We start from the raw sequence: 21,650 nt of genomic DNA, 5'->3' as shown, positions 1-21,650 counted from the left end.
CGGTCACTGAGCCTGTCGAAGTGCTGGTCGTGTCGATGCTCATGCGGAGGCTCCTTCGGTGGCGTAGACGTTGTCGTCTGCCGCGTCGGCGGTGTCGGTGTCGAACAGGGAAGGTGCGGTGTCGTCGGCGGCGGACGGTTGCCCGACGTAGGCGCCGCGGTAGCGGTGGGCCGGGTGCCACTCGGGCACGACGGGGGAGCCGGTGCCGTTCAGGCGGCCGCGCAGCGTCCCCTCCGGGTACTCGTCCCAGACCCGGCCGCGGCGACGCAGCTCGGGCACGAGCAGGTCGACGACGGCCTCGAAGGTGCCGGGCGTGATGACGTAGGCGAGGTTGAAGCCGTCGGTCCCGGCGACGTCGATCCAGCGCTCGATCTCGTCGGCGACCGTCGCGGCACTGCCGACGAACACCGGCCCGATGCCGCCGATGCCGATGTAGTGGGCGATGTCGCGCGGCGTCCACTCGCGCTCCGGGTCGGCCAGTGTGAAGATCGCGAGCGCCGAGCGGGCCGCGTCGGTGTCGACGTACTTGAGCGGCTTGTCGGGGTCGAAGGACGAGAGGTCCAGGCCTGACCAGCCGCCGTAGAGGGTGAGGGCACCGTCGAGCGAGATGTACTGCTGGTACTCCTCGTACTTCGCCTGCGCCTCCTCGTCGGTCTCGGCGACGATCGCGGTCGCGAGGGTGAGGATCTTCACGCTGTCGCGCGGGCGTCCGAGGGCCTCGGCGCGGTCGCGGATGTCGTCGGTCGTCTTGCGCGTCAGCTCCGGGACGAGCCCGTTGATGAACACCGCCTCGCCGTGGGTGGCCGCGAACTGGCGACCGCGGGCCGAGGCGCCGGCCTGGAAGATGACCGGGGTTCGCTGCGGCGACGGTTCCGAGAGGTGGATGCCGGGCACCTGGAAGTGCTCGCCCCGGTGGTTGATGGGGTGCACCTTGGTGGGGTTGGTGTAGACGCCGTTCTCCCGGTCGATGACGACCGCGTCGTCCTCCCAGGAGCCTTCCCAGAGCTTGTAGGTGACGTCGAGGAACTCCTCGCCGATGCCGTACCGGTCGTCGTGCTTGATCTGGGTGGTGAGGCCGAGGTTGCGGGCGGCGGAGTCGAGGTAGGAGGTGACGACGTTCCAGCCGACCCGCCCCTTCGTGAAGTGGTCGAGCGTGGAGAAGCGGCGGGCGAGGGCGTACGGCAGCTCGTAGGTGGACGCGACGGTGACGCCGAAGCCGAGGTGCTCGGTCGCCTTCGCCATGGCCGACACCTGGATGATCGGATCGCCGACGGGCAGCTGCGCTGAGTCGATGAGCGCGGGCGCGGAGGAGTGGCGGTAGACGTCGTAGATGCCGACGACGTCCGCGATGAACAGGGCGTCGAAGGTGCCGCGCTCGAGGAGTCTGGCGAGGTCGATCCAGTAGTCGATGTCGTTGTAGCGGTGCGCCTGGTTGTCGGGGTGCTTCCACAGGCCTGGTGCCTGATGGGTCACGCAGCTCATGTCGAACGCGTTGAGGATGATGCGTTTGCTCACAGGGATACCACCGGGTCGTCTCGTCGGGGCTGGGTCCGACGGCGATCACGGCGCCGTCCAGCACGACGGTACTCGGGGGCTCGGGCAGTCGCGAGGGGCCCGAAACAGTGCGTCACATGGGCCGGTGGCCGGAGGTGGGGAGCGGTACCCATTGAGTCGCGAGGTCAGGTGCTGCATGCTCGTCCTGGGTCGACCCGGCCCGTGCCGACAGCCTTGGGGGCTCCTGTGGACAGCAACGTACTCGCAATCATCGCCATTCTCGTCCTGCTCGCCATCGTCGGGTTGGCGGTGTTGAAGGGACTCGGCCGCCGGAAGCTGCGTGAGACGGCGACGAACCGTCGCGCCACCAAGGTGCCGGAGATGCTGCAGGAGTTCGGGCGCTCGGTCGTCCTCGGCACGGACCCCGCCGGTGCCACCGCGCTCATCGAGGGGCTGGCGAAGCGGAAGGCGAAGTCGCTGCAGCCTGGTGTCTGGGGCATCGACTACGTCGCGAAGGACGACGTCACGATCGAAGTCCAGTCGACGGGCGCGGGTTCCGAGGTGCTGGTGACGTCGCTCACCGAGTACTTCGGTTTCCCACAGGCCCTCGACGGCTGGCAGCGCTTCGCCACGCAGCTGGAGGAGGCCGCGAAGGCGCAGGGGGTCCCGGTGCAGCGTGGTGCGCGGACCTTCCAGTACCTGCCGGCGCCCGCGAACACCCTCGACAAGGCGCGCTGGGTGCTCGCGAAGGTCGTCGCGCAGTAACGAAACCTGAGCTCGCCACGGGCGGTGGGTCCTCTCCCGGTCCCTGAGTTTGTCGAAGGGCGGTGGGTCCTCTCCCGGTCCCCGAGCCTGTCGAAGGGCTCGCCGACCGCCCTCTGCCTACAGGTTCCCGAGGTAGGCCAGGCGCTCGCCGCCGAGTTCGATCGCCAGCGCCCGCTGCCGTTTGATCCGCCGCCACCGCACGATGAAGAGCACCGTGCCGATGGCCGTGAGCACGAGGCTGACGACGAGCATGATCGGCCCGGTCGCGCCGAGCTCCTCCGGGTCGACGGACAGGAGGGCGCCCGCGAGGACACCGACACCGCCGACGCAGGTGCCGGCGTAGGCTCCGGCTGCGAACAGGCGCGACGCGGGGATCGGGCCGAGGAAGTGCTGCAGGAGCACCGGCGGGAGTCCGCGGCGGCGTTGTTCCGGGCCGCGCCGATCGAGCCACTCGAGCGAGAAGCGCTGGGCGATGCGGATCTCACGTGCCCGGGCGATGCCGCCGACGATCCACGCGACGAACGCGAGTAGAGCCGAGCCGACCACGGCGACGGCGACGAGCGCGTTCGCGTCGGACGGCAGGAGGCGGTCGATGACCCCTTCCGCGATGGCCGCCCCGAAGATCGCCAGCAGGCCGATGCCGGCGAGCCCGATGAGGATCCAGTCGCAGACCTTCCGGAGGGTGCGTGCGCCGACCGTCTCCGGAATCGGTTGCAGGTGGACGACGTCGTCGTCGTCCGCGAGCCAGGATCGTACCCGAGCCTGGTCCTGTGGCGGAATCCACGACGGCAACTCGCGTCCGTCGTCCGGGTCGACGCGCTCTGCATCCCGATTGCCGAGCTCTGCATCCCGATTGCCGAGCGCCCCATTCCGGTCACCGAGCTTGTCGAGGTGCACTCGGTCAACGATCTGCTCCGCAGCCAGCCGGGCCGGGTCGTCCGGTCGACGGAACCGGTCGTCGTCCGTGTCGTCGTCGACCGCCGTCGTCTTGTCCTCCTCCGCGACGACCGACCCGTACTGCGGCGCAGGCGGCACGAGGGGAGTCGGGTTCGGGGCGTCAGGCGCCGCTGGAGCCACGTCCTGATGCGCGCGCACGACCTCCTCCACTGCGCCCTGTGCGGCCCGCATCGCTTCGTCCCGGATGCTCCGACCGAGCGGCCCCGCGGCCTGGACCACCGCGTCGAGCAGCTTCACGTCGCCGGTGGACTCCGCCACGGTGATGCAGTCGCCGATGAACCCGCGTCGACCGATCGCGACGTCCGAGCCCTTCCCGGCGAGTGAACGGGAGATGCGTTCCCGGCCGACGTCGAGCGGATCCTGGCCGGTGTCGTCGGGGATACCGCTGCCGGCGATGAGCGCGACGAGTGGCACGAGGTCAGACGTGGGGAGGCTGCGAAGCCAGCCGCCGTTCATGATGATGCGGGCGCGTGCGCCGGAGTCGGTCGTGAGTCGCAGGCTGAGGGCCGGCGTGGTGGCGGCTGGATTGCGGGTGAGGAGTTCGCCGCTCACGATCGAGCGGAGCGGGATCGTCTCGCCCCGGAGGAGCGCGGTGCCGCGGACGGTGTCGACACCGACTGGGCGGAAGGCGGTCCGGAGGTAGGACAGGCAGATGCCGGCGGTGATGATGAAGAAGACCGGAATGACGATGAGCGCCGTGGGTGCGACGTCGAAGATGCCGTCGATGACGCTCCCGGTGATCCAGCCGAGGACGGCGGCGAGGATGCCCGACAGGATCAGGATGAGGACGAGGTTCGCCCGGACGGGAGGGCGGCCGATCATGGTGAAGCCGTCGTTCGTCAGTCCTGATGCTGTGCTCACGTCGTCCTCTCGGCAGGTGGTCGCATCGACTGTTCCATGTCGGCGCCCGTCGTGTCGATGGGGAGTGCTCCCATGCTCCCCGAGCCTGTCGAGGGACGATTCGCGTCTTCGGCTTCCGTGTTGTAGGCTCTACTTCGGCCTGCCGAGCCGAAGTTCTCTTCTCTCAGCAAGCAATGCGCCCGTAGCTCAACGGATAGAGCATCTGACTACGGATCAGAAGGTTGGGGGTTCGAATCCCTTCGGGCGCACATTCGGAAAAGCGGTCCACTTCGGTGGGCCGCTTTTTTCGTGCCGCCTGACGCCAGGATATCGGCGCGAGAACCGGTTGGAATCGCGGGAAACGTCCGGTCCTCGGGCGTTTGTCCTGTTCTCGTGCGGCGGCCACGCGCCGCTACGCCCGGCAGCTGCCCAGCGTGCCCGTGAGCGCCTGGCGGTCGGCGTCGTCGACCGTGAGGTCGTACGCCATCAGCACGAGGACGAACCGCGCCGCGTATTCGCAGTGCGAGGCGGCCGCCGGCGGCATCCAGTCGCCGGGGCCGGAGTCCGACTTCGACGAGTTCGTCGCGCCGTCGACGGCCTGCAGGTTGATCGGGTCGTTCGCGAACTGCTCGCGCTGCTGCTCCGTCCACGTGTTGCCGCCGTGACGCCAACCCCACGCGAGCGGCACGACGTGGTCGATCTGCACGAGCTGACTCGACAGCTCACCGCGCTGGAAGTCGATCGTCGACCCCGTGTAGAGGTCGTGCAGCACCCCGGTCAGGACGACGCAGTCGCGGGTCCCCGGCTTGAAGGTGACGTCGACGAGGTCGCGCGCCAGCACGTCGTTGCGGGTGTCGCAGCCGTTGCGGTCGATGTCGGCCCAGCGCTGACCGAACCGGTCCCGGTCGTAGCCGGTGGCCACCTGGGTGGCGGTGTCGACGTCGGCCAGTGCGTCTTCAACCGCGGTGGCCGAGACGACCAACTGCCCGGACGCGTCCACGACCGCGAAGCCGGCGGCCTCGAGCGATGCCCGCGCGCTCGGGCTGACCGCTGCAGGCGTCGACGCGACGGATGTCGGCACCGGTGACCCCGGCTCGTCGAAGACGATCCCGCCGTCGACCTGCGTTGCGACGAGCACCACGACGGCTGCAAGGAGCGCGACGAGCAACGCCAAGGGAGTCTTCTTCATGCTGGGTGCTCTCCTCGGGGTCTGCTCCACCAGCGTAGAGGTGGGCGCCGACACGAAGATGCCGCACGTCAGCCCCGGTAGACGTCGCTCGGATGGCCGAGCGTGATGACGACCACGAGGAGTACACCGTCATCGATCGTGTACACGATCCGATACCTGCCAACCCTGACTCGGAAGCCGGGGCGCCCCTGCAGCGCCGTGGCGCTCGGCGGGCGTGGGATCTCCCCGAGCAGAGCGATCGCGGCCCGGATGCGTCGCTGGTCCTGATGGTCGATCCTGCGGAGCGCCTTGATCGCGGCCGGCCGCAGCTCGATGTCGTATCGACTCATTCCCAGCCGAGGTCGGCCTTCGCCTGCGCCCACGGGATGCTGTCGCCCTCCTCGGCCATCGCCGCGTCGAAGGCACGGGCGTCCTCGGCGTCTTCGAGCGCTTCCATCATCCGGTCGTATTGTTCGGGGCTGATGATCACGGCCTCTGCGCGCCCGCGACGCTCCACGAAGACGGCTTCGGTGTGGGATCGCGTGATGAGCTCGGAGAACTTCGCTCGAGCTTCGGTGACGTTGATCCGGGACATGTCGCAAGTGTACGTTTTGAGCCTCCGTCTGTACATGTGGGAAATGACCGTGGCATCGGCCGACGGTCTCAGGGAAGCCTAGACAAGGTGTGCAGACGACCGAGGGCGTTTTCCACAGGGATGCCCTTCGACAAGCTCAGGGACCGGCGGGGGTGTTCTCAGGGACCGGGGGACTGCCGCTCGCGACAAGGGCGGGATAGGGTCGAGCAGACACAGGGTGCCCCACAACGGGCGCCCGCGATCAAGGAGGATCACGTGTCAGGTAACAGAGCTGTCGCCTATAAAGCAGCGGGTGTCGTCGAGGTCATCGACATCGACTACCCCACCTTCGAACTCAAGGACGGACCGGGGGTGAACCCGGCCAACGTCGGCCGGAAAGTCCCCCACGGCGCCATCCTCAAGACCGTCGCGACCAACATCTGCGGCTCCGACCAGCACATGGTCCGCGGCCGCACCACGGCACCGCCGAACCTCGTCCTCGGACACGAGATCACCGGTGAAGTCGTCGAGGTCGGACCGGACGTCGAGTTCATCAAGGTCGGCGACATCGTGTCGGTGCCGTTCAACATCGCCTGCGGTCGCTGTCGCAACTGCAAGGAGCGCAAGACCGGCATCTGCCTCAACGTGAACCCCGACCGCCCGGGCAGTGCCTACGGCTACGTCGACATGGGCGGCTGGGTCGGCGGCCAGGCCGAGTACGTGCTCGTGCCCTACGCCGACTGGAACCTTCTCAAGTTCCCGGACCGCGACCAGGCGCTCGAGAAGATCATGGACCTCACGATGCTCTCCGACATCTTCCCGACCGGCTTCCACGGTGCGGTGACGGCGGGTGTCGGCGTCGGCTCCACCGTCTACGTGGCGGGCGCGGGTCCCGTCGGACTCGCCGCAGCGACCGGGGCCATGCTTCTCGGCGCCGCTGCGGTCATCGTCGGCGACATGAACGCCGACCGGTTGGCCCAGGCGCGGAGCTTCGGTTGCGAGACCGTCGACCTCACCAAGGGTGAGCCGGCGGAGCAGATCGAACAGATCCTCGGTGTCCCGGAGGTCGACTGCGCGGTCGACGCCGTCGGCTTCGAGGCTCGTGGCCACGGCGGTGACGCGGGTCACGAAGCCCCCGCGACGGTGCTCAACTCGCTCATGGACATCACGGCTGCCGGCGGCGCGCTCGGCATCCCCGGGCTCTACGTGACGGGTGACCCGGGCGGTATCGACGAGGCCGCGAAGAAGGGTGCGCTCTCGCTGAGCCTCGGCACCGGCTGGGCGAAGTCGCTGTCGTTCACGACCGGTCAGTGCCCGGTCATGAAGTACAACCACGGCCTCATGATGGCGATCCTGCACGACAAGGTGCACATCGCGAAGAACGTCAACGCCACCGCGATCACCCTCGAGGACGCTCCGCGCGGGTACGCCGAGTTCGATGCGGGGGCTGCGCAGAAGTTCGTCCTCAACCCGAACGGGTACCTGGACGCCGCGTAGGCACACGGCGACACCACGAGAGCGCGCATTCGGTCCTCTGGAGTGGGTCCGGAAGGACGGAATGCGCGCTCTCGGGCGCCCTTCGACAGGCTCAGGGACCGGGGGCTCGGGGACGGGGAGGAGGGGTGACTCAGGCCCGCTTGCGGAAGCGACGGGCGATGAGCATGGCGGTTCCGAGCAGGACGAGCGAGCCGGTCCAGAGCAGGGGTGTCGTCGGGTCGCTGGCGCCGGTCTTCGCGAGCCTCCCGTGCGACGCTCCCACGTCTGGCACGCCCTCGCCGCCCCCGCCCACGGACGGGGGCGGTGCGATCACCAGCGGGTTCGACGTGCTGCACGCGGTGCACGTCGGGTCGCCGGTCGACGTCACGGTGTTGTCAATCGACGAAACCGTCGCCGAGTCGAGGACGCGGACGGTGAACGTGCTGGCGACGCTGGAGGCTGCATCGACGGTGACGTCGACGGTGCACTCGGTTCCGGCGATAGTTTCGGCCGGGCACGACCACGAACCGCTGTCACCGACGTAGGCCGTGTTCACGGGAACCTGCTCAGTGACGATCGTGTTGGCCGCGATCGTGCCGACATTCTCGGTCGCGATCTCGTACGTCAGGACGTCACCGGGGCTCACCGGGGTCGTCGCGGCGGCCGCCTCGCCGTTGACCGCGAGGAGGCGCTTCGTCGTCGTCAACGCGGACGCCAGGACGTCGGTCGTTGTGACGGCCGTGTTGTCGGCGGTGTCGGGGTCGGAGTCGACGCCGGACACCGTGGTGCTCGTCGTGATCGGTGTGGTGCGGGTCGGTGAGACGGTGCCGGCGATCCGGATCTCCGGGAACGTCGCTCCGGCCGCCAGAACATCCGCCGGGGATTGTTCGGTGTCACCCCCGACGAGGTCCGCCCGGAAGGTGCCGTCGTCGTGGGCGGTCACGGTGCGGCCGCCCGGCGCTGCTACGCATTCGACATTCATCCCCACCAGGGCGCAACCGGCAGGCGGGTCCACCAACCGAGCGTCGACGACGCCCTCGGGTACGGCACTGCGGACCACGAATCCGCGCGACGCGCCCGAGCCCGCGTTCGTCACCGTGGTGGAGTACTCGAAGGCCGAGCCGGCCGTGACCGAGGCGGGGGCGCTGGTGCTGACCTGCAGGTCGCTGCTCTGCACCGCGACCGTCAGACCAAGGCGGAGTGAAGCGTCGTCGATGCTGTCCGATGGCCGGTCGACGGTGTTGAGCGGCCACCGGCAGTACCCGATCGCGGTGTAACTCACCGACGTCACCGTTCCCTGGACGCGGAAGGACACCCCGCCGGTCGTGTCGTTGTACTCCATCCCGCTGAGCTGCGATGGGGCCCACGTCTCGCCGTCGAAGGACTCACCCGACAGGTTCACTGGCGTGATCCGACCGGCCACTGGCGCCCCGTCGATCGCGGTGAAGGACATCCCCGCACGCCAAACCACCTGGGTCGTCCATCCGTCTGCGTTCCCACCGCCCTGTCTGGTCGATCCGAGCGCGAACATGAGGCTCGGATCCGTGACCGGCTCCGAGAACGTGATGGTTGTGGGGACCTCCGCAACCGTCCGGTGGATGTCGTCGGTGGAGCCGGTCCAGGTGCATGTGTCGGCCGGGAGCCCGAAGTATCCCACCGTCTGATAGTTGGTCTGCGCCGTCGGGAAGGCGTTCGTGTAGTACTGAGGCGTCGGAACCGACACCGTGTACGACACCCCGGATGCGTTGCCCGCCAACGCCTGCGAGTAGTCGGTCCGATACTCGAATACGTCCGGGAGGCCGCCGGACGCCTGCGCGGTCCCTGGCGGGATGACCAGGGGGTAGGGGTCCACCGCATTCGCGGGGCCGGACCCGACCGCCATCATCGACACCCCGAGCAGCGCTGCTGCTCCCGACCAGGCCACTTTTCGCCACCGCATGATCACTCCCCGCTCGTCCCTGCTTCTTCCGGGCACACCCACGATCTGGGCAGCCGAAATGTAGTATACCACACATATGATTCAGTTCAATGTATCGGACACCCTTCGACAGGCTCAGGGGCCGGTGGGGGCTCAAAGGACGGGACGGGGGCTCGGGTACCGGGAGAGGATCGGGGAATGCGACGAAGCATCCGATCGGGCTTCCCTGACGAATACCTGTAAGGACCGTGAGATCCAGTCTTCTCGGTCCGTCTCTCCAATGACGCGGGAAACCGACGGGGCCCTGGGGCCCGTCCCGCGACGAAGAGACCCCCACTCGCACAAGGACGACCATGCAACACTCCTTCCTCGCATCCGAATCAGATCCGGAGAGCGACGTCGACACCGGCCCGCCGCTCGGCAGTGCGAGCAGTATGGCGTCGACGGTCCCGATCCGCAGGGTCACGGTCAGTGGCGACGACCCGGCGGTCGCCCGTCAGAATTACGAGCGCGCCTACGACGGCAGCCGCTTCACCGTCACCCGCGGCACCGAGCCGTTCTCGTTCCAGTGGGTGTCGATCGGCGACGACCGCGTCTCGCTCCGCACCGCGACGATGACCGGACACGTCACCGGCGAGACCCCGGGCCTCACCGACTACGTGGTCTCGTGGGTCCAGACCGGCGGTGGCTGGATCGTGCGTCGCGACGGCCAACGGATGGAGATCCCGCGCTCGCCGTTCGTCCTCCCGTTCCACCGGCCGTACACGGTGCACCTCACCCCGCACCGGCAGAACTCCGTGCTCTTCTCCGCCCCGTACCTCGAGGACATCGCGACCGAGATCCACGCCGGCCCGAGCCAGCAGGTGTCCTTCGACCTCGAGGCGACACCGACGGCCGAGGCGATCGAGCGCTGGCGCGTGGCCTTGAACGCTTCCACCCCGGTCCTCACCGATGAGGCGGCACCGCCGCTGCTCCGCATGAACGCCCAACGCCCACTCGCCCTCGCGCTGCTCCAACTCGCGCCGTGGGCGGTGGTCGACCTGCCGGAGCCGCTGCGCGAGCCCTCGATGGCGCGCACCCGCCTCGCGGTCGAGTACCTGCACCATCACGCGGCGGAGCCCATCACGCCCGCCGACGCGGCGAAGGCGGCCGGGCTGCACACGAGGACGCTGCAGCTCCACTGCCGTCGTGAACTCGGCATGTCGCCCACCGCCTACCTGCGTGACATCCGACTCGACCGCACCCGGCGCGAGCTCGCCGACACCTCGCCGCAGGAGACGACCGTCGGTGAGGTCGCGAGGCGGTGGGGGTTCGTCCACCTCGGCCGCTTCGCCTCGGCCTATCGGGCACGCTTCGGCGAGGGCCCGAGCCAGACCCTTCGCGGTTGATCGACGAGTCGCGGATATCCAAAAACTGAATGATTCGCGACGAAAACGAGATCGACCGTGAGGTTCGGGCGTGACGATCAGTCTCATAGATGTCGCCCGGAACACGGGCACCGCGACCGGATATCCGGAACGCGAAACCGCAGTACCAGCCACCGAAGGAGCAACACCATGTCGAACACCACCGACACCGCGAACCACGCCGCCACCACCTCCACGGGCAAGAACGTCATCGCCGACGGCGTCGTCCAGAAGGTCGCCGGCATCGCAGCCCGCGAGGTCCCCGGCGTGCACGACCTCGGCGGCGGAGCGGCTCGCGCCATCGGCGCCATCCGCAACGCCATCAACGCCCAGGACCGCGGTCAGGGCGTCTCGGTCGAGGTCGGCGAGAAGCAGGTCGCCGCTGACATCGTGATCGTCGCCGAGTACCCCGTCGACCTCCAGCGTGTCGCGGACGACGTCCGCCGCAGCGTCACCGACGCGATCTCGAACGTCGTCGGCATGGACGTCACCGAGGTCAACGTCACCGTCTCCGACGTCCACATCCCGTCGGACGACGACAACGACGCTGACGAGAGCCGCGTCCAGTGACCACGACCGATCGCGGCATCCTCGTCGGTGCCGTCCTCGCACTGGCGGCCGTCGCATTCGGCTTCTGGAGCATGATCCTCGTCGCGCTGTTCATGCTGATCGGATTCGGCATCGGGCGCGTGCTCGAGGGCAAGCTCGACCTGCGCGGTGTCGCCGACGCGCTCCGCGGGCGGCGGTCGTCGTGACCGCGGCGGTGACGGCCGAACAGGCCGTGCATGGTCGCAACACGATCAGCTCCCGCGCCGTGCGTCGCGTCGTGTCTGCCGTCACCGCGGAGGAACTCGGTGTGCGGGCGTCGGAGGTCTCGGTCGAGCTCTCCGACGCCCAGGGGGCCCTCACGGTCACCGCGAGCACGCCCATCCACGTGTCGCCGCTCGGCGCCGGATCCCGGACCTCGGGAACCGTCCTCGAGCGTCTGGCGCGCGCACAGACCAGCATCCGTGAGCGGTGCCTGGACCTGACCGGGTCGACGATCGGACGCGTCGACCTCCACATCACGAGCGCGAAGCTCGAAGAACGAAGGAGGGTGTTGTGAGCACCCCAGCCCTGTATCGCCGCGCGGTGCGTCGCGAGACCCACTCGCCGCGGTCGACGCTCGCGATCACGATCGCGATCATCCTCGCGCTCGTGCTCGCCTGGCTCGGCACCGAATCGGTCCTGGCCGCGATCGGGCAGCCTCCGCTCCTCGTCGCACCGAAGGACATCGTCACCGCGGTGCTCACCGCGGCGACCGCGCCGGCCCCGCTGCTCGTCGCCATCGGTGCGGTCGCGGCGATCGTCGGCCTCGTGCTGATCGTCCTGTCGCTGGCTCCCGCCCGCCAGGGGCGTCGCGGGTCGATCGCCGATCGCACCGCGGCCGTCGTGGACGACCGCGTGATCGCGCAGTCGCTCGCCCGCGTCGCCTCGTACGCCGGTGACATCGACCCCTCGCAGGTACGTGTCAGCGTCGGCGCCAGGAGCGCCCGCGTCGACGTCACGCCGACGAGCGGCCGACGCGTCGACCAGCGCGAGATCCAGCAGGCCGTGGACGCGGAGGTCGCGTCCTACGACTACCGGCCGGCGCTCCGCGCCACGGTCCGCGTGAGCAGCAAGGGAACGGTGGCCTGATGAACTCCACGAATCGATTCCTTAACCGGTTCTTCATCTTCATGGTCGGACTCGTCGTCCTCACGGCCGGCGCGGCCCTGTCCACGGGTGCACTCCTGCCGGACGTGCAGCGGACGATCAGCGAGAACGCCGAGCGGGCCGTCGGACCGACGAACGACACCATCGACGCCCAGCCGTGGATCCTGTGGGTCGCGGCGGTCGTCGCCCTGCTGCTCATCCTCGTCATCATCTGGTTCGTGTTCCGGCAGGGCCGCGGGCACACCGGAACGCTGCTGCAGGTCGACGAGCAGCGGACGAAGGACACCCCGACCGGTGGTCGGGTCGTGCTCGATGTGAAGGTCGCCGAGCAGGTCCTCGAGGAGGCGATCGGGCGCAACCCCGACGTGGTCTCCGTCGACGTCACCGGCTTCCGGATCCGCAAGCAGTCCACGCTGCGCCTCACCGCACACGCTCGTCGCGGCGCCTCGCCCGTCCAGTTGCGGCGCGACATCGAGGCGGCCATCCACGAGTGGGACGGCGTCCTCGGGACGTCCACCCCGGTGGTCATCCAGATCGTCAGCGGACTGCGCACGCGGCTCGCCAGCACCAACCGGGTCGTCTGACCCGACACCCCGCGGTGCCGCTGCGGCACCCGAACCGACAGCAGTAGGACCGATGCACCGCCGACGCGGTGCGAGGAGGATCGCATGAGCGACGACACGAAGCACCCGGACCAGCAGCACATCCCCACCCCGGCCGAGGTCCGGGCGGAGCACCCGACGGTGCTCGTCCCCGCGCATCCCGATGACGAGGTCCGCCGCATCGAGTCGCACGACGGCGAGCACGTGCGCGAGACCGCGGCTGCTCCTGGAACGGGTGCGGCCGCGGTGGCCGAGGTCGCTGGTCCGGAGGCCGCTGAATCGGCCGTGGCCGACTCGGTCTCCGCCGAGACGCCGACGGTGACGGTGTCGGAGCCGGTGGCTTCGCCGGAACCGGCGGACGCACCGGTGGTCGAGCTCGACTCCGGCCGGCGACGTGAGCTGGAAGCCGACGAACTCGCTCAGGTCATCGCCACGACGGCCGAGACGGTCCCCGGCGTGCACGCCCTCGGTTCCCCGACGGCCCGCGCCATCGACAGCGCCCGCACCCGCCTGCTCGGCCGCACCGCCGTCCCCGGCGTCAACGTCCTGGCCGACGAGGACGTGCTGAACGTCGAGGTCTCACTGGTGGCCGAGTACCCGGCCAGCATCGACGAGGTCGCGGACACGGTCCGGGCCGACGTCGCGGCGGCGCTGGAAGCCCGCCACCCGGGGCCGGTCGACATCGACATCACGGTCACCGACGTCCACGGGCCGTTCGACCCCGTCGAGGCCGAGCCCCAGGAGGTGACGCACGGCGCCGACCCGAACCTCGCCGATGCGACCACCCCCGAGGCTGCGGACGGCGACCTCGTCGTGGCCGACGTCGGCGACCTCGAAACCGATCCGGCCGACACCTCCCTGCGCGGGGTCGGCCCGGCCGGCGAGGGTACGGCTTCACCGAAGGAACAGTGACATGCCGCTCTTCAGCCGCACCACGTCGTACGGCGTCCGCCCACGTCCGCGTGCTGTGTGGGCCGCCGCGATCACGGGTGTCGTCGTACTCGTCCTCATCGTCGTCGGCGTGCTGATCCCGATCCTCGGGCTCATCGGCGCCGCTGACGGCGCGACGGTCGGTGCGCTCAACGTCCCGGTGGGCGGCATCGTGGTCGCGCTGCTCATCGGGTACGTCCTCGCGCTGCTGTTCCTGCTCGGGTGCGTCCGCAGCCGCAATGGCGCACTCTCCTGGGTGCTCGCCGTCGCCGCGGTGATCTCGGCACTCCTCGTGTCGCTGTGGCCCCTGCTGGCGGTCGCCTTCGCGGGCGTCGACCAGGCATCGGACGTCGTCCCGTTCATCCAGGACCTCATCCGTCGGGTCACGGGCGGCTGAGCACAGGAGATCCGCGCGGCAGCAGGAGGTTCTCCCTCAGGATCTCCTGCTGTCGCGCGGATCTCCTGTGCTCAGCTCAGGCGGCGGCTGAGGTGGACGTCGACGGTATCGCCGATGTCCTTGCCGAGACGCTTGCGGAGCTTCGCGCTGATGGAGAGCATGTGATCTCCGGAGCCGGTCGGCATGAGGCCGACGTTCGGCAGCTCGACACCGTCGACGGTCGCGTCGACCCGGACGGACTTGCCGGTGCCGAAGAACTCGGCCGAGCCGGGCATCCCGACGCAGGACCAGACATCGCCCTTCACGTCGACGCCGATCGGCGCGGTGAAGCGGTGGTCGAGCTCGGTCGGTTCGATGGCCATCGGTGGCGCCCCTCGTCGGTCGTGGTCGCGAGGCCATTGTCGCGGCTGCGTCCGACCCATGGCAAGCGCAGGACCGTACCTGGTCCCGCCCTTCGACAGGCTCAGGAACCGCTTGTCGAAGCGCCCCCGGCAGCAAGCGGCCCCTCGGCAGGCTCGCGGGGAGCACTGCCGAGGGGCCGGGAACCTCAGTTCTGGGGGAAGCCGAGGTTGATGCCGCCGTGGGAGGGGTCGAGCCAGCGGGAGGTGATGGCCTTCTGCTGGGTGAAGAAGCGGACGCCCTCGGCACCGTGGGCCTTGGTGTCGCCGAACAGGGAGTCCTTCCACCCACCGAAGGAGAACGTCGCGACCGGGACGGGGATGGGCACGTTGATCCCGATCATGCCGACCTGGATCTCGTTCTGGAAGCGTCGGGCAGCGCCGCCGTCGTTGGTGAAGATCGCGGTCCCGTTCCCGAACGCGCCGCCGTTGATCAGCGCGACGCCCGCTTCGTAGGACTGCACGCGGACGACGGCGAGGACGGGTCCGAAGATCTCCTCCGTGTACACCTTCGACGTCGTCGGGACGTTGTCGATGAGGGTCGGGCCGAGCCAGAACCCGTTCGGGTCGCCGTCGATGGGTGTGTTGCGGCCGTCGACGACGATCGTCGCGCCGTCGGCTTCGGCGATGTCGAGGTAGGACGCGACCTTGTCGCGGTGCACCTTCGTCACGAGCGGTCCCATGTCGCAGTTCCGACGCCCGTCACCGATCCGCAAGGTCGCCGCGCGTTCGGCGATCTTGGCGATGAGCTCGTCCGCGACGGGCTCGACGGCGACGACCACGCTGATCGCCATGCACCGCTCACCCGCGGAACCGAAGCCGGCGTTGATGGCGGAGTCGGCGACGAGGTCGAGGTCGGCGTCGGGCAGCACGAGCATGTGGTTCTTCGCCCCGCCGAGCGCCTGGACACGCTTGCCGTGGGCGGTGCCGGTCTCGTACACGTACTTCGCGATCGGGGTGGAACCGACGAAGGAGATCGCGCGGACCTCGGGGTGGGTGAGGAGCCCGTCGACGGCCTCCTTGTCACCGTTCAACACCGTGAACACCCCGTCGGGGAGGCCGGCTTCCTTCCAGAGCTTCGCGAGCCAGATCGCCGCGGACGGGTCCTTCTCGCTCGGCTTCAGCACGACCGTGTTGCCGGCGGCGATCGCGATGGGGAAGAACCACATCGGCACCATCGCGGGGAAGTTGAACGGCGAGATGATGCCCACGACGCCGAGCGGCTGCTTCGTCGAGTAGACGTCGACACCGGTCGAGACCTGCTCGGAGAACTCGCCCTTGAGGTGGTGGGCGAGGCCGGTCGCGAACTCCACGACCTCCTGCCCGCGCGTGATCTCACCGAGTGCGTCGGAGACGACCTTGCCGTGCTCCGCGGTGATGATCTCCGCCAGCTCACCCTTCTTCGCCTCGAGCAGCTCACGGAACTTGAACACGATCTGCTGACGCTTCGCGAGCGGCAGGTCGCGCCAGGCAGGGAAGGCGGCAGCGGCGGATGCGACGGCGCGGTCGATCTCCGACTGGTTCGCCAGCGCGACGTGCTTGGTCGCGACACCGAGTGCCGGGTCGTAGACCGGGGCGGTGCGACCCGAGGTGGACGGGGCCTCGGCTCCGTCGATCCAGTGCGGGACGACCGGCAGCGAACCGGCGTCGGTGGTGGGGCTGGTGGTCGTGGCGGTGGTGGTCATGCGGAGGGCTCCTGGGCGTCGTGGGGTGCGGGGGTGCTGGGTGCTGGGCGTGCCGGGACGGGTGCCGGGAGTCCCGACACCGAGTCCCAGAACGGATCCGGGTCGCCGCTCATGCGCGCAGCTCCCCGAGGGCGGCGTCGATGATCGCGACACCCGAGGCGACCTCGTCGGCGGTGATCACGGCAGGCGGGACGACGTGGAGGCGGTTCTCGCTGATGAATGGCAGGAGACCGGCCTCGAGCAGGGACGACTTGAACCGCCCCATCGCCGCCGCATCGAGCGGTGCGCGGGTGTCGCGGTCCTCGACGAGCTCGACCGCCCAGAACACGCCGCTGCCGCGGACCTCGCCGATGAGCTCGTGGCGCTCGGCGAGGGAGCGGAGCGCGGGTCCGATGTGGTCGGCACCGATCGCCTTGGCGTGTTCGACGACGCCCTCCTCGGCCATCGCGGTGAGCGTCGCGACGACACTCGCGGCGGCGAGCGGGTGGCCGGAGTAGGTGAGCCCGCCTGGGAACACCTGCTCGTCGAAGACGCGAGCGATGTGCTCGGAGACGATGACACCACCGAGTGGCACGTAGCCGGAGTTGACGCCCTTCGCGAAGGTGATGAGGTCGGGGCGCACGTCGAACGCGTCGAACGCGAACCACTCACCGGTGCGGGCGAAGCCGGCCATGACCTCGTCGAGGATGAGCATGATGCCGTAGCGGTCGGCGATCGCGCGGACCCCCGCGAGGTAGCCGGGCGGCGGGGTCAGGATGCCGGCGGTGCCGGGGACGGTCTCGAGGAGGATCGCGGCGATCGAGGTGGGACCCTCGGCCTGGACGGTGCGCTCGAGGTGGCGGAGGGCGCGCTCCGACTCCTCCTCCGGCGTCGTCGCCCAGAACTCGGAGCGGTAGAGGTACGGGCCGAACACGTGAACGTGACCGCGCGCGTACTCGTTGGGGATGCGGCGCCAGTCGCCCGTCGCGACGATGGCCGCGCCCGTGTTGCCGTGATACGAGCGGTAGGTCGAGATGACCTTGTCGCGGCCGGTGGCGATGCGCGCCATGCGGATCGCGTTCTCGTTCGCGTCGGCGCCGCCGTTGGTGAAGAAGACCTTCTCGAAGCCTTCGGGGGCGCGGTCGAGGATGAGCCGCGCCGCCTCGGCACGGGTCGCGTTCGCCGCAGCGGGCGCGATCGTGGTGAGCTGCGCCGCCTGCTCCTGGATCGCCGCGACCACCTTCGGGTGCTGGTACCCGAGGTTCACGTTGACGAGCTGGCTGGAGAAGTCGAGGTAGTGGCGTCCGTCGTGGTCCCACACGGTGCTGCCGAGCCCACCCGCGATGGGGAGCGGCTTGAGCGTGCTCTGGGCGGACCAGGAGTGCAGGACGCGCTGGGTGTCGGCGTCACGGACGCCGGCGTTGTCGAGGCCGGAGAGGAAGTCATTGATCACCCCTGCAGCCTGGCAATCGATGGTGCAGATGTACATGGCGGGATCGGTGATAGCTTCGGTGAATGTCCACCACTTCAGTGATCGCTGGCGAGGTCGGCCGTGCGTCCTCGAACGTGTCCCTGCGCACGCTCATGGCCGAGCCGGTCTTCAAGCTCGGCCTCGTCGTCGCGGGTGACGCCGACGTCCTCGACCGCGACATCGCCTGGGTGCACAGCTCGGACCTCGGCGACCCGACACCCTGGCTGGAGCCCGGCCAGCTGCTCCTCACCGACGGCATGCAGTTCACCGGCGAGATGAGCGACGAGCTCGCCGACCGCCGCGCCGACGAGTACGTCCGCCGCCTCTCCGCCCGGGGCGTGCTCGCGCTCGGGTTCGCCACCGGGATCATCCACGCCGACATCCCGCAGCGGCTCGTCGAGGCGTGCGAGCGTCACGGGTTCACCCTGCTCGAGGTGGGGGAGCGGACCCCGTTCATCGGCATCATCCGGTTCGTCGCCGACGCGGTCGCAGCCGCGCGCGTGGCGTCGCTCGAGTGGTCGCTCGCCGCCCAGCGCGCGGTCGCGAGGGCGGCGCTCCGACCCGACGGCCTGACGGCCATCCTCGCGGAGCTGGGGCAGCAGCTCGGGTGCTGGGTCGCGCTCTACGACGCGCTCGGCAACCGGGTCACCACGAGGACGCGCGAGCCGGTGCCGGAGGGCGTGGAGGCAGCCGTCGCCGAGGTGCTGCGCCGTGGGTCGCGGGCCGGCCTGCACCTCGCGGACGGAGCCGAGGGCGCGACGCTGCTGACGCTCGGTCGACGGGGCGAGCTGCGGGGCATCCTCGCGGTCGGCTCCAGCGTGCCGCTCGACCACGCCGAGCACGACCTCGTCTCCAGCGTCATCGGCCTCGCGAGCATCGCCCTCGAGCAGCACAGCGCCCTCGACCTCGCACGCCGGCAGCTGCGCTCCGGGCTCCTCGAGCTGCTGCTCTCCGGGGACCGTGCCGTCGCCGAGCGCACCGCCCAGCGGCTCTGGGGGCCGCTGCCGCCCGACCCGATCCGCGTCGCCGTGGTCGACATCCCCGAGGGTGAGCTGGGCTTCCTCTCGGAACTCGACGTGCAGGCCGCGGCGCACGGCGGCAAGCTGTTCTTCGCCGAGCAAGACGAGCGGATCGTCATCGTGTCGAGCGACGCGGACACCGGACTCTGGGACGCCGTCGTCGGCCGCCACGGGCTGTCGGGTGGGGTGTCGGCGAGGACGAGCTGGGAGGGCTTGCGGGACGGGCTGTCCGAGGCCGAGCGGGCGCGCGCGTCGGCCGGGGAGACGCCGCGACTCGTGCGGTACGAGGCGCTCGCCGAGCAGGGGTTGCTCGGGTTGCTGAGTGCGTCGGGCGGGGAGGTGCTGGCGAACCGGCTGCTGGAGCCGCTTGGTGGGCTCGGAACCGAGGCGCGGGCGGTCCACGTGGCGACGGCCCGGGTGTGGTTGGAGGCGAACTGCGTGACCGATCAGGCTGCCGGCCGCCTCGGGATCCACCGGCAGACCCTCCGCGCGCGCATCACCACACTCGAGTCGCTGCTCGACCTCGACCTCTCGCGCTTCGGCGACCGAGCCGAGCTGTGGAGCGCCCTCCAGCTCGCCGACGGCTGAACGATTCGCGCGTCGTGCACCCTCGTGTTCCCAGAGTCACCCCTTCGGTCCCTGAGCTTGTCGAAGGGCGGTGGTCATCGGGGCGGGACTGCACTTCGACAAGCTCAGTGACCGGATGGGGCTCAGAGAGCGGGGGAGGGCCTCGGTGGGGACTGCCGGTCGAGGAGCGTCAGTGCACGAGCTGGCTCACACGTTGCACCGAGACGCCGAAGACGGCCGCGGCGTCGCTCTGGCTGGCTCCCTTGGCGATGAGGCTCAGGACGGCCTCGCGGCGCTTCCGCGCTGCCTCGCGCACCTGCTGGCGTGCCTGCTCTTCAAGGGTGTTGGATTCGCTCCAAAGACCGACCGCCTCTTCCCGGACCGTCACAACGACGTTCCCGTCGTAGTCATCGAGATCGAGCCACAGCGCCGCGACGTCGCGGGCTGCTGCCTCGACGTCCTTGAATCGTTTCGCCGAGCCCATGGCGACGATCCGGTGTCCTGCGCCGCGGGGGGAGCCGGCGGTGAGCGCGGGGATCTCGAACGTCCACCACTTGCCGTCGAGGTAGGTCACGACGTCGAGCGTCTTGGTCACGGTTGCTGCGGTCATCCGCCACCCTCCTGGTCGTCTGTCGGTGCGGGAGAACAGGGCAAGGCTAGCTCGCGACGTCATCGCACCTGATCGGGTGCGCACGCTCTGTGGACAACGGGAGTGATGCACGCTCTGTGGGGGACGTTCGGCCACCGAGTACAGCGCGGCCACCGAGCTTGTCGAGGTGCGTATGAAGCACTTCGACAAGCTCAGTGGCCGGGTGGGGCGTCAGTGTCGGGGTGGGGGCGTCAGTGACCGGTGGTGCGAGCCCACTGACCGGGGCCGACGCGCCTACGCGATGCGGATGAGCTTCTTGTTGACGAACTCGTCCATCGCGGGCTTGCCCATCTCGCGGCCGGTGCCGGAGCGCTTCACGCCGCCGAAGGGCAGCTCCGCCGCGTCGCCGAGGACGAGGTTGATCCACACCATGCCGGCGTCGATCCCGTCCGCGACCCGCAGCGCCTGCTCCTGGTCGGTCGTGTACACGTACGAGCCGAGGCCGAACGGGGTGTCGTTCGCGAGACGCACGGCCTCCTCCTCGGACGCGACCCGGTAGAGCGACGCGACGGGCCCGAAGAACTCCTCGTGGAACGCGTCCATCTCAGGCGTCACGTCGGTGAGCACAGCCGGCGGGAAGAAGTTCCCATCCGGTTCGCCCGATGCCAGGATCGTCGCGCCCTGCGCCTTTGCGCGGCCCAGCTGCTCGCCGAGTCGCTCGGTCGCGGCGGCCGACGACAGCGGGCCGAGCTGCGTGCTCTCCGCCATCGGGTCGGCCGGCGCGTTCGCGGTGAAGACCTCGGTGAACTTGGCGGCGAAGTCGTCGAACAGCTCGTCGATGATGATGAACCGCTTGGCGGCGTTGCAGGACTGACCGTTGTTGTCGATGCGGGCGTTGACGGCGTCCTGGACGGCGGCGTCGAGGTCGTCGGTCGACAGCAGGATGAACGGGTCGGACCCGCCGAGCTCGAGCACGACCTTCTTGAGGTGCTTGCCGGCCAGCTCGGCGACGGCGGACCCGGCGCGCTCCGAGCCGGTGACCGAGACGCCCTGCACGCGCGGGTCGGCGATGACCGTCGCGATCTGGTCGTTCGTCGCGAAGATGTTCACGTACACGGAGTCGTGGGCGCCCAGCTCGGCTTCGGCGTCGTCGAAGATCTGCGCGATCGCCAGCGCAGACTCCGGGCACTGCGGTGCGTGCTTGAGGAGGATCGTGTTGCCGTTGACGACGTTCGGACCGACGAACCGCGCCACCTGGTAGTACGGGAAGTTCCACGGCATGATGCCGAGCAGCACGCCGAGCGATGCACGACGGATGAACGCCGAGCCGGTGCCGTCGGACAGCTCGATCGGCTCGTCGGCGGAGAATGCCTCACCGTTGTCGGCGTAGTACTGGTAGATCGCGGCGGCGAAGTCGACCTCGCCGAGCGCCTGCTCGTACGTCTTGCCCATCTCGCGGACGGCGATCTCGGCGAGCTGCTCGCGGCGCTCCGTGTGGAAGGCGGCGACGCGGGCGATGAGCGCGGCGCGGTCGGCGACGGGAGCGCGACGCGACCATTCCTCGTGGGCGTCGTAGGCGGCGGTGATCGCCTGCTGCAACTCCTCGTCCGTGATCGTCGGGTAGTCGCGGAGAGTCTCTCCGGTCGCGGGGTTGACGACGGCGTAGTCGCTCACTGGTGTGCTCCTTTGTCTGAGGTGCTGCTGGTGCGGTGCGGTGTCC

General features: G+C 69.5%; 22 protein-coding genes and 1 tRNA gene. 12 read left to right on the top strand and 11 right to left on the bottom strand.

Going from position 1 to position 21,650, the window contains the following annotated elements; all coding sequences use genetic code 11:
* Positions 1-39: 39 nt before the first annotated feature.
* On the bottom strand, positions 40-1,515 hold the full coding sequence (locus QRN19_RS09725) for an LLM class flavin-dependent oxidoreductase (RefSeq protein WP_285026614.1): 1,476 nt from the start codon (positions 1,513-1,515) through the stop codon (positions 40-42).
* 225 nt (positions 1,516-1,740) lie between these two features.
* Between QRN19_RS09725 and QRN19_RS09720 the strand changes: the two genes are divergently transcribed.
* Positions 1,741-2,259: a hypothetical protein gene (locus QRN19_RS09720; protein WP_285026613.1), complete on the top strand. Its 519-nt coding sequence runs from the start codon at positions 1,741-1,743 to the stop codon at positions 2,257-2,259.
* 117 nt (positions 2,260-2,376) lie between these two features.
* On the opposite strand, the gene QRN19_RS09715 is transcribed toward QRN19_RS09720, so the two are convergent.
* A complete protein-coding gene (locus tag QRN19_RS09715) occupies positions 2,377-4,077 on the bottom strand; it encodes a hypothetical protein (RefSeq protein WP_285026612.1) in 1,701 nt (566 codons plus the stop codon).
* 175 nt (positions 4,078-4,252) lie between these two features.
* Here QRN19_RS09715 and QRN19_RS09710 point away from each other — a divergent pair.
* Positions 4,253-4,325: transfer RNA gene (locus QRN19_RS09710), tRNA-Arg, on the top strand.
* Between the two features lie 143 nt (positions 4,326-4,468).
* Here the strand turns inward: QRN19_RS09710 and QRN19_RS09705 are convergent.
* From QRN19_RS09705 to QRN19_RS09695, 3 genes are all read right to left on the bottom strand, one after another.
* Positions 4,469-5,245 (bottom strand): HNH endonuclease family protein, encoded by a 777-nt coding sequence (locus QRN19_RS09705; protein WP_285026610.1) that lies wholly within the window; start codon positions 5,243-5,245, stop codon positions 4,469-4,471.
* A gap of 68 nt (positions 5,246-5,313) precedes the next feature.
* Positions 5,314-5,574: a type II toxin-antitoxin system RelE family toxin gene (locus QRN19_RS09700; protein WP_285026609.1), complete on the bottom strand. Its 261-nt coding sequence runs from the start codon at positions 5,572-5,574 to the stop codon at positions 5,314-5,316.
* Complete coding sequence (locus QRN19_RS09695) at positions 5,571-5,819, bottom strand: type II toxin-antitoxin system Phd/YefM family antitoxin (protein ID WP_285026608.1); 249 nt, start codon at positions 5,817-5,819, stop codon at positions 5,571-5,573. The genes QRN19_RS09700 and QRN19_RS09695 overlap by 4 nt, the downstream gene beginning before the upstream one ends.
* A 255-nt stretch (positions 5,820-6,074) precedes the next feature.
* Here QRN19_RS09695 and fdhA point away from each other — a divergent pair, with 255 nt between their 5' ends.
* Positions 6,075-7,295, top strand: coding sequence for a formaldehyde dehydrogenase, glutathione-independent (gene fdhA / locus QRN19_RS09690; RefSeq protein WP_079706515.1), 1,221 nt, complete (start codon positions 6,075-6,077; stop codon positions 7,293-7,295).
* A gap of 130 nt (positions 7,296-7,425) precedes the next feature.
* Here the strand turns inward: fdhA and QRN19_RS09685 are convergent, their stop codons facing one another.
* A complete protein-coding gene (locus QRN19_RS09685; protein WP_285026607.1) occupies positions 7,426-9,213 on the bottom strand; it encodes an LPXTG cell wall anchor domain-containing protein in 1,788 nt (595 codons plus the stop codon).
* Positions 9,214-9,545: 332 nt separating this feature from the next.
* On the opposite strand from QRN19_RS09685, the gene QRN19_RS09680 reads away from it, so the two are divergent.
* The 8 genes from QRN19_RS09680 (at position 9,546) to QRN19_RS09645 (ending at position 14,222) form a co-directional block, all read left to right on the top strand.
* On the top strand, positions 9,546-10,580 hold the full coding sequence (locus QRN19_RS09680) for a helix-turn-helix transcriptional regulator (RefSeq protein ID WP_285026606.1): 1,035 nt from the start codon (positions 9,546-9,548) through the stop codon (positions 10,578-10,580).
* Positions 10,581-10,748: 168 nt separating this feature from the next.
* Complete coding sequence (locus QRN19_RS09675; protein ID WP_079706516.1) at positions 10,749-11,168, top strand: Asp23/Gls24 family envelope stress response protein; 420 nt, start codon at positions 10,749-10,751, stop codon at positions 11,166-11,168.
* Positions 11,165-11,353, top strand: coding sequence for a DUF2273 domain-containing protein (locus QRN19_RS09670; RefSeq protein ID WP_064296821.1), 189 nt, complete (start codon positions 11,165-11,167; stop codon positions 11,351-11,353). Before QRN19_RS09675 ends, QRN19_RS09670 begins: the two co-directional genes overlap by 4 nt.
* The gene (locus QRN19_RS09665; RefSeq protein WP_285026605.1) at positions 11,350-11,703 is read left to right on the top strand and encodes a hypothetical protein; all 354 of its coding nucleotides are present in this window, start codon (positions 11,350-11,352) and stop codon (positions 11,701-11,703) included. Before QRN19_RS09670 ends, QRN19_RS09665 begins: the two co-directional genes overlap by 4 nt.
* A complete protein-coding gene (locus QRN19_RS09660; protein WP_285026603.1) occupies positions 11,700-12,275 on the top strand; it encodes a hypothetical protein in 576 nt (191 codons plus the stop codon). Before QRN19_RS09665 ends, QRN19_RS09660 begins: the two co-directional genes overlap by 4 nt.
* Entirely contained in the window at positions 12,275-12,877 is a 603-nt protein-coding gene (locus tag QRN19_RS09655; protein WP_285026601.1) for an Asp23/Gls24 family envelope stress response protein, read from the top strand. Before QRN19_RS09660 ends, QRN19_RS09655 begins: the two co-directional genes overlap by 1 nt.
* 84 nt (positions 12,878-12,961) lie before the next feature.
* Positions 12,962-13,807: an Asp23/Gls24 family envelope stress response protein gene (locus QRN19_RS09650; RefSeq protein WP_285026600.1), complete on the top strand. Its 846-nt coding sequence runs from the start codon at positions 12,962-12,964 to the stop codon at positions 13,805-13,807.
* A 1-nt stretch (position 13,808) separates the two neighbouring features.
* Positions 13,809-14,222, top strand: coding sequence for a hypothetical protein (locus tag QRN19_RS09645; RefSeq protein WP_285026599.1), 414 nt, complete (start codon positions 13,809-13,811; stop codon positions 14,220-14,222).
* Between the two features lie 71 nt (positions 14,223-14,293).
* On the opposite strand, the gene QRN19_RS09640 is transcribed toward QRN19_RS09645, so the two are convergent.
* The 3 genes from QRN19_RS09640 to QRN19_RS09630 all read right to left on the bottom strand — a co-directional run bounded on the left by QRN19_RS09640 (position 14,294) and on the right by QRN19_RS09630 (position 17,737).
* Positions 14,294-14,584 (bottom strand): DUF1905 domain-containing protein, encoded by a 291-nt coding sequence (locus QRN19_RS09640; RefSeq protein WP_285026597.1) that lies wholly within the window; start codon positions 14,582-14,584, stop codon positions 14,294-14,296.
* A 185-nt stretch (positions 14,585-14,769) separates the two neighbouring features.
* Positions 14,770-16,305 carry a CoA-acylating methylmalonate-semialdehyde dehydrogenase gene (locus QRN19_RS09635; RefSeq protein ID WP_285026596.1) on the bottom strand — a complete coding sequence of 512 codons (1,536 nt, stop codon included), beginning with the start codon at positions 16,303-16,305 and terminating at the stop codon, positions 14,770-14,772.
* A 109-nt stretch (positions 16,306-16,414) separates the two neighbouring features.
* The gene (locus QRN19_RS09630; RefSeq protein ID WP_502928120.1) at positions 16,415-17,737 is read right to left on the bottom strand and encodes an aspartate aminotransferase family protein; all 1,323 of its coding nucleotides are present in this window, start codon (positions 17,735-17,737) and stop codon (positions 16,415-16,417) included.
* Between the two features lie 62 nt (positions 17,738-17,799).
* Between QRN19_RS09630 and QRN19_RS09625 the strand changes: the two genes are divergently transcribed.
* Positions 17,800-19,362, top strand: a complete 1,563-nt coding sequence (locus QRN19_RS09625) for a PucR family transcriptional regulator (RefSeq protein WP_285026594.1) — start codon at positions 17,800-17,802, stop codon at positions 19,360-19,362.
* A 169-nt stretch (positions 19,363-19,531) separates the two neighbouring features.
* Here QRN19_RS09625 and QRN19_RS09620 read toward each other — a convergent pair whose 3' ends face one another.
* A complete protein-coding gene (locus tag QRN19_RS09620) occupies positions 19,532-19,951 on the bottom strand; it encodes a helix-turn-helix domain-containing protein (protein ID WP_285026593.1) in 420 nt (139 codons plus the stop codon).
* Between the two features lie 273 nt (positions 19,952-20,224).
* On the bottom strand, positions 20,225-21,604 hold the full coding sequence (locus QRN19_RS09615) for an NAD-dependent succinate-semialdehyde dehydrogenase (protein ID WP_285026592.1): 1,380 nt from the start codon (positions 21,602-21,604) through the stop codon (positions 20,225-20,227).
* Positions 21,605-21,650: the final 46 nt, after the last annotated feature.

Source organism: Plantibacter sp. ME-Dv--P-122b (genome assembly GCF_030209375.1).
Lineage (GTDB): Bacteria > Actinomycetota > Actinomycetes > Actinomycetales > Microbacteriaceae > Plantibacter.
The sequence above is the reverse complement of the archived record's forward strand: the minus strand, read 5'-3'. Positions and strand labels throughout refer to the sequence as shown.

Excerpts from the sequence above, each read along its gene's own strand:
- QRN19_RS09680 (WP_285026606.1), top strand. The coding sequence starts at position 9,546 with ATGCAACACTCCTTCCTCGCATCCGAATCAGATCCGGAGAGCGACGTC.
- QRN19_RS09635 (WP_285026596.1), bottom strand. The coding sequence starts at position 16,305 with ATGACCACCACCGCCACGACCACCAGCCCCACCACCGACGCCGGTTCG.
- QRN19_RS09655 (WP_285026601.1), top strand. The coding sequence starts at position 12,275 with ATGAACTCCACGAATCGATTCCTTAACCGGTTCTTCATCTTCATGGTC.
- QRN19_RS09675 (WP_079706516.1), top strand. The coding sequence starts at position 10,749 with ATGTCGAACACCACCGACACCGCGAACCACGCCGCCACCACCTCCACG.
- QRN19_RS09705 (WP_285026610.1), bottom strand. The coding sequence starts at position 5,245 with ATGAAGAAGACTCCCTTGGCGTTGCTCGTCGCGCTCCTTGCAGCCGTC.
- QRN19_RS09645 (WP_285026599.1), top strand. The coding sequence starts at position 13,809 with ATGCCGCTCTTCAGCCGCACCACGTCGTACGGCGTCCGCCCACGTCCG.
- QRN19_RS09685 (WP_285026607.1), bottom strand. The coding sequence starts at position 9,213 with ATGCGGTGGCGAAAAGTGGCCTGGTCGGGAGCAGCAGCGCTGCTCGGG.
- QRN19_RS09625 (WP_285026594.1), top strand. The coding sequence starts at position 17,800 with ATGTCCACCACTTCAGTGATCGCTGGCGAGGTCGGCCGTGCGTCCTCG.
- QRN19_RS09640 (WP_285026597.1), bottom strand. The coding sequence starts at position 14,584 with ATGGCCATCGAACCGACCGAGCTCGACCACCGCTTCACCGCGCCGATC.
- QRN19_RS09700 (WP_285026609.1), bottom strand. The coding sequence starts at position 5,574 with ATGAGTCGATACGACATCGAGCTGCGGCCGGCCGCGATCAAGGCGCTC.
- QRN19_RS09695 (WP_285026608.1), bottom strand. The coding sequence starts at position 5,819 with ATGTCCCGGATCAACGTCACCGAAGCTCGAGCGAAGTTCTCCGAGCTC.
- QRN19_RS09650 (WP_285026600.1), top strand. The coding sequence starts at position 12,962 with ATGAGCGACGACACGAAGCACCCGGACCAGCAGCACATCCCCACCCCG.
- QRN19_RS09620 (WP_285026593.1), bottom strand. The coding sequence starts at position 19,951 with ATGACCGCAGCAACCGTGACCAAGACGCTCGACGTCGTGACCTACCTC.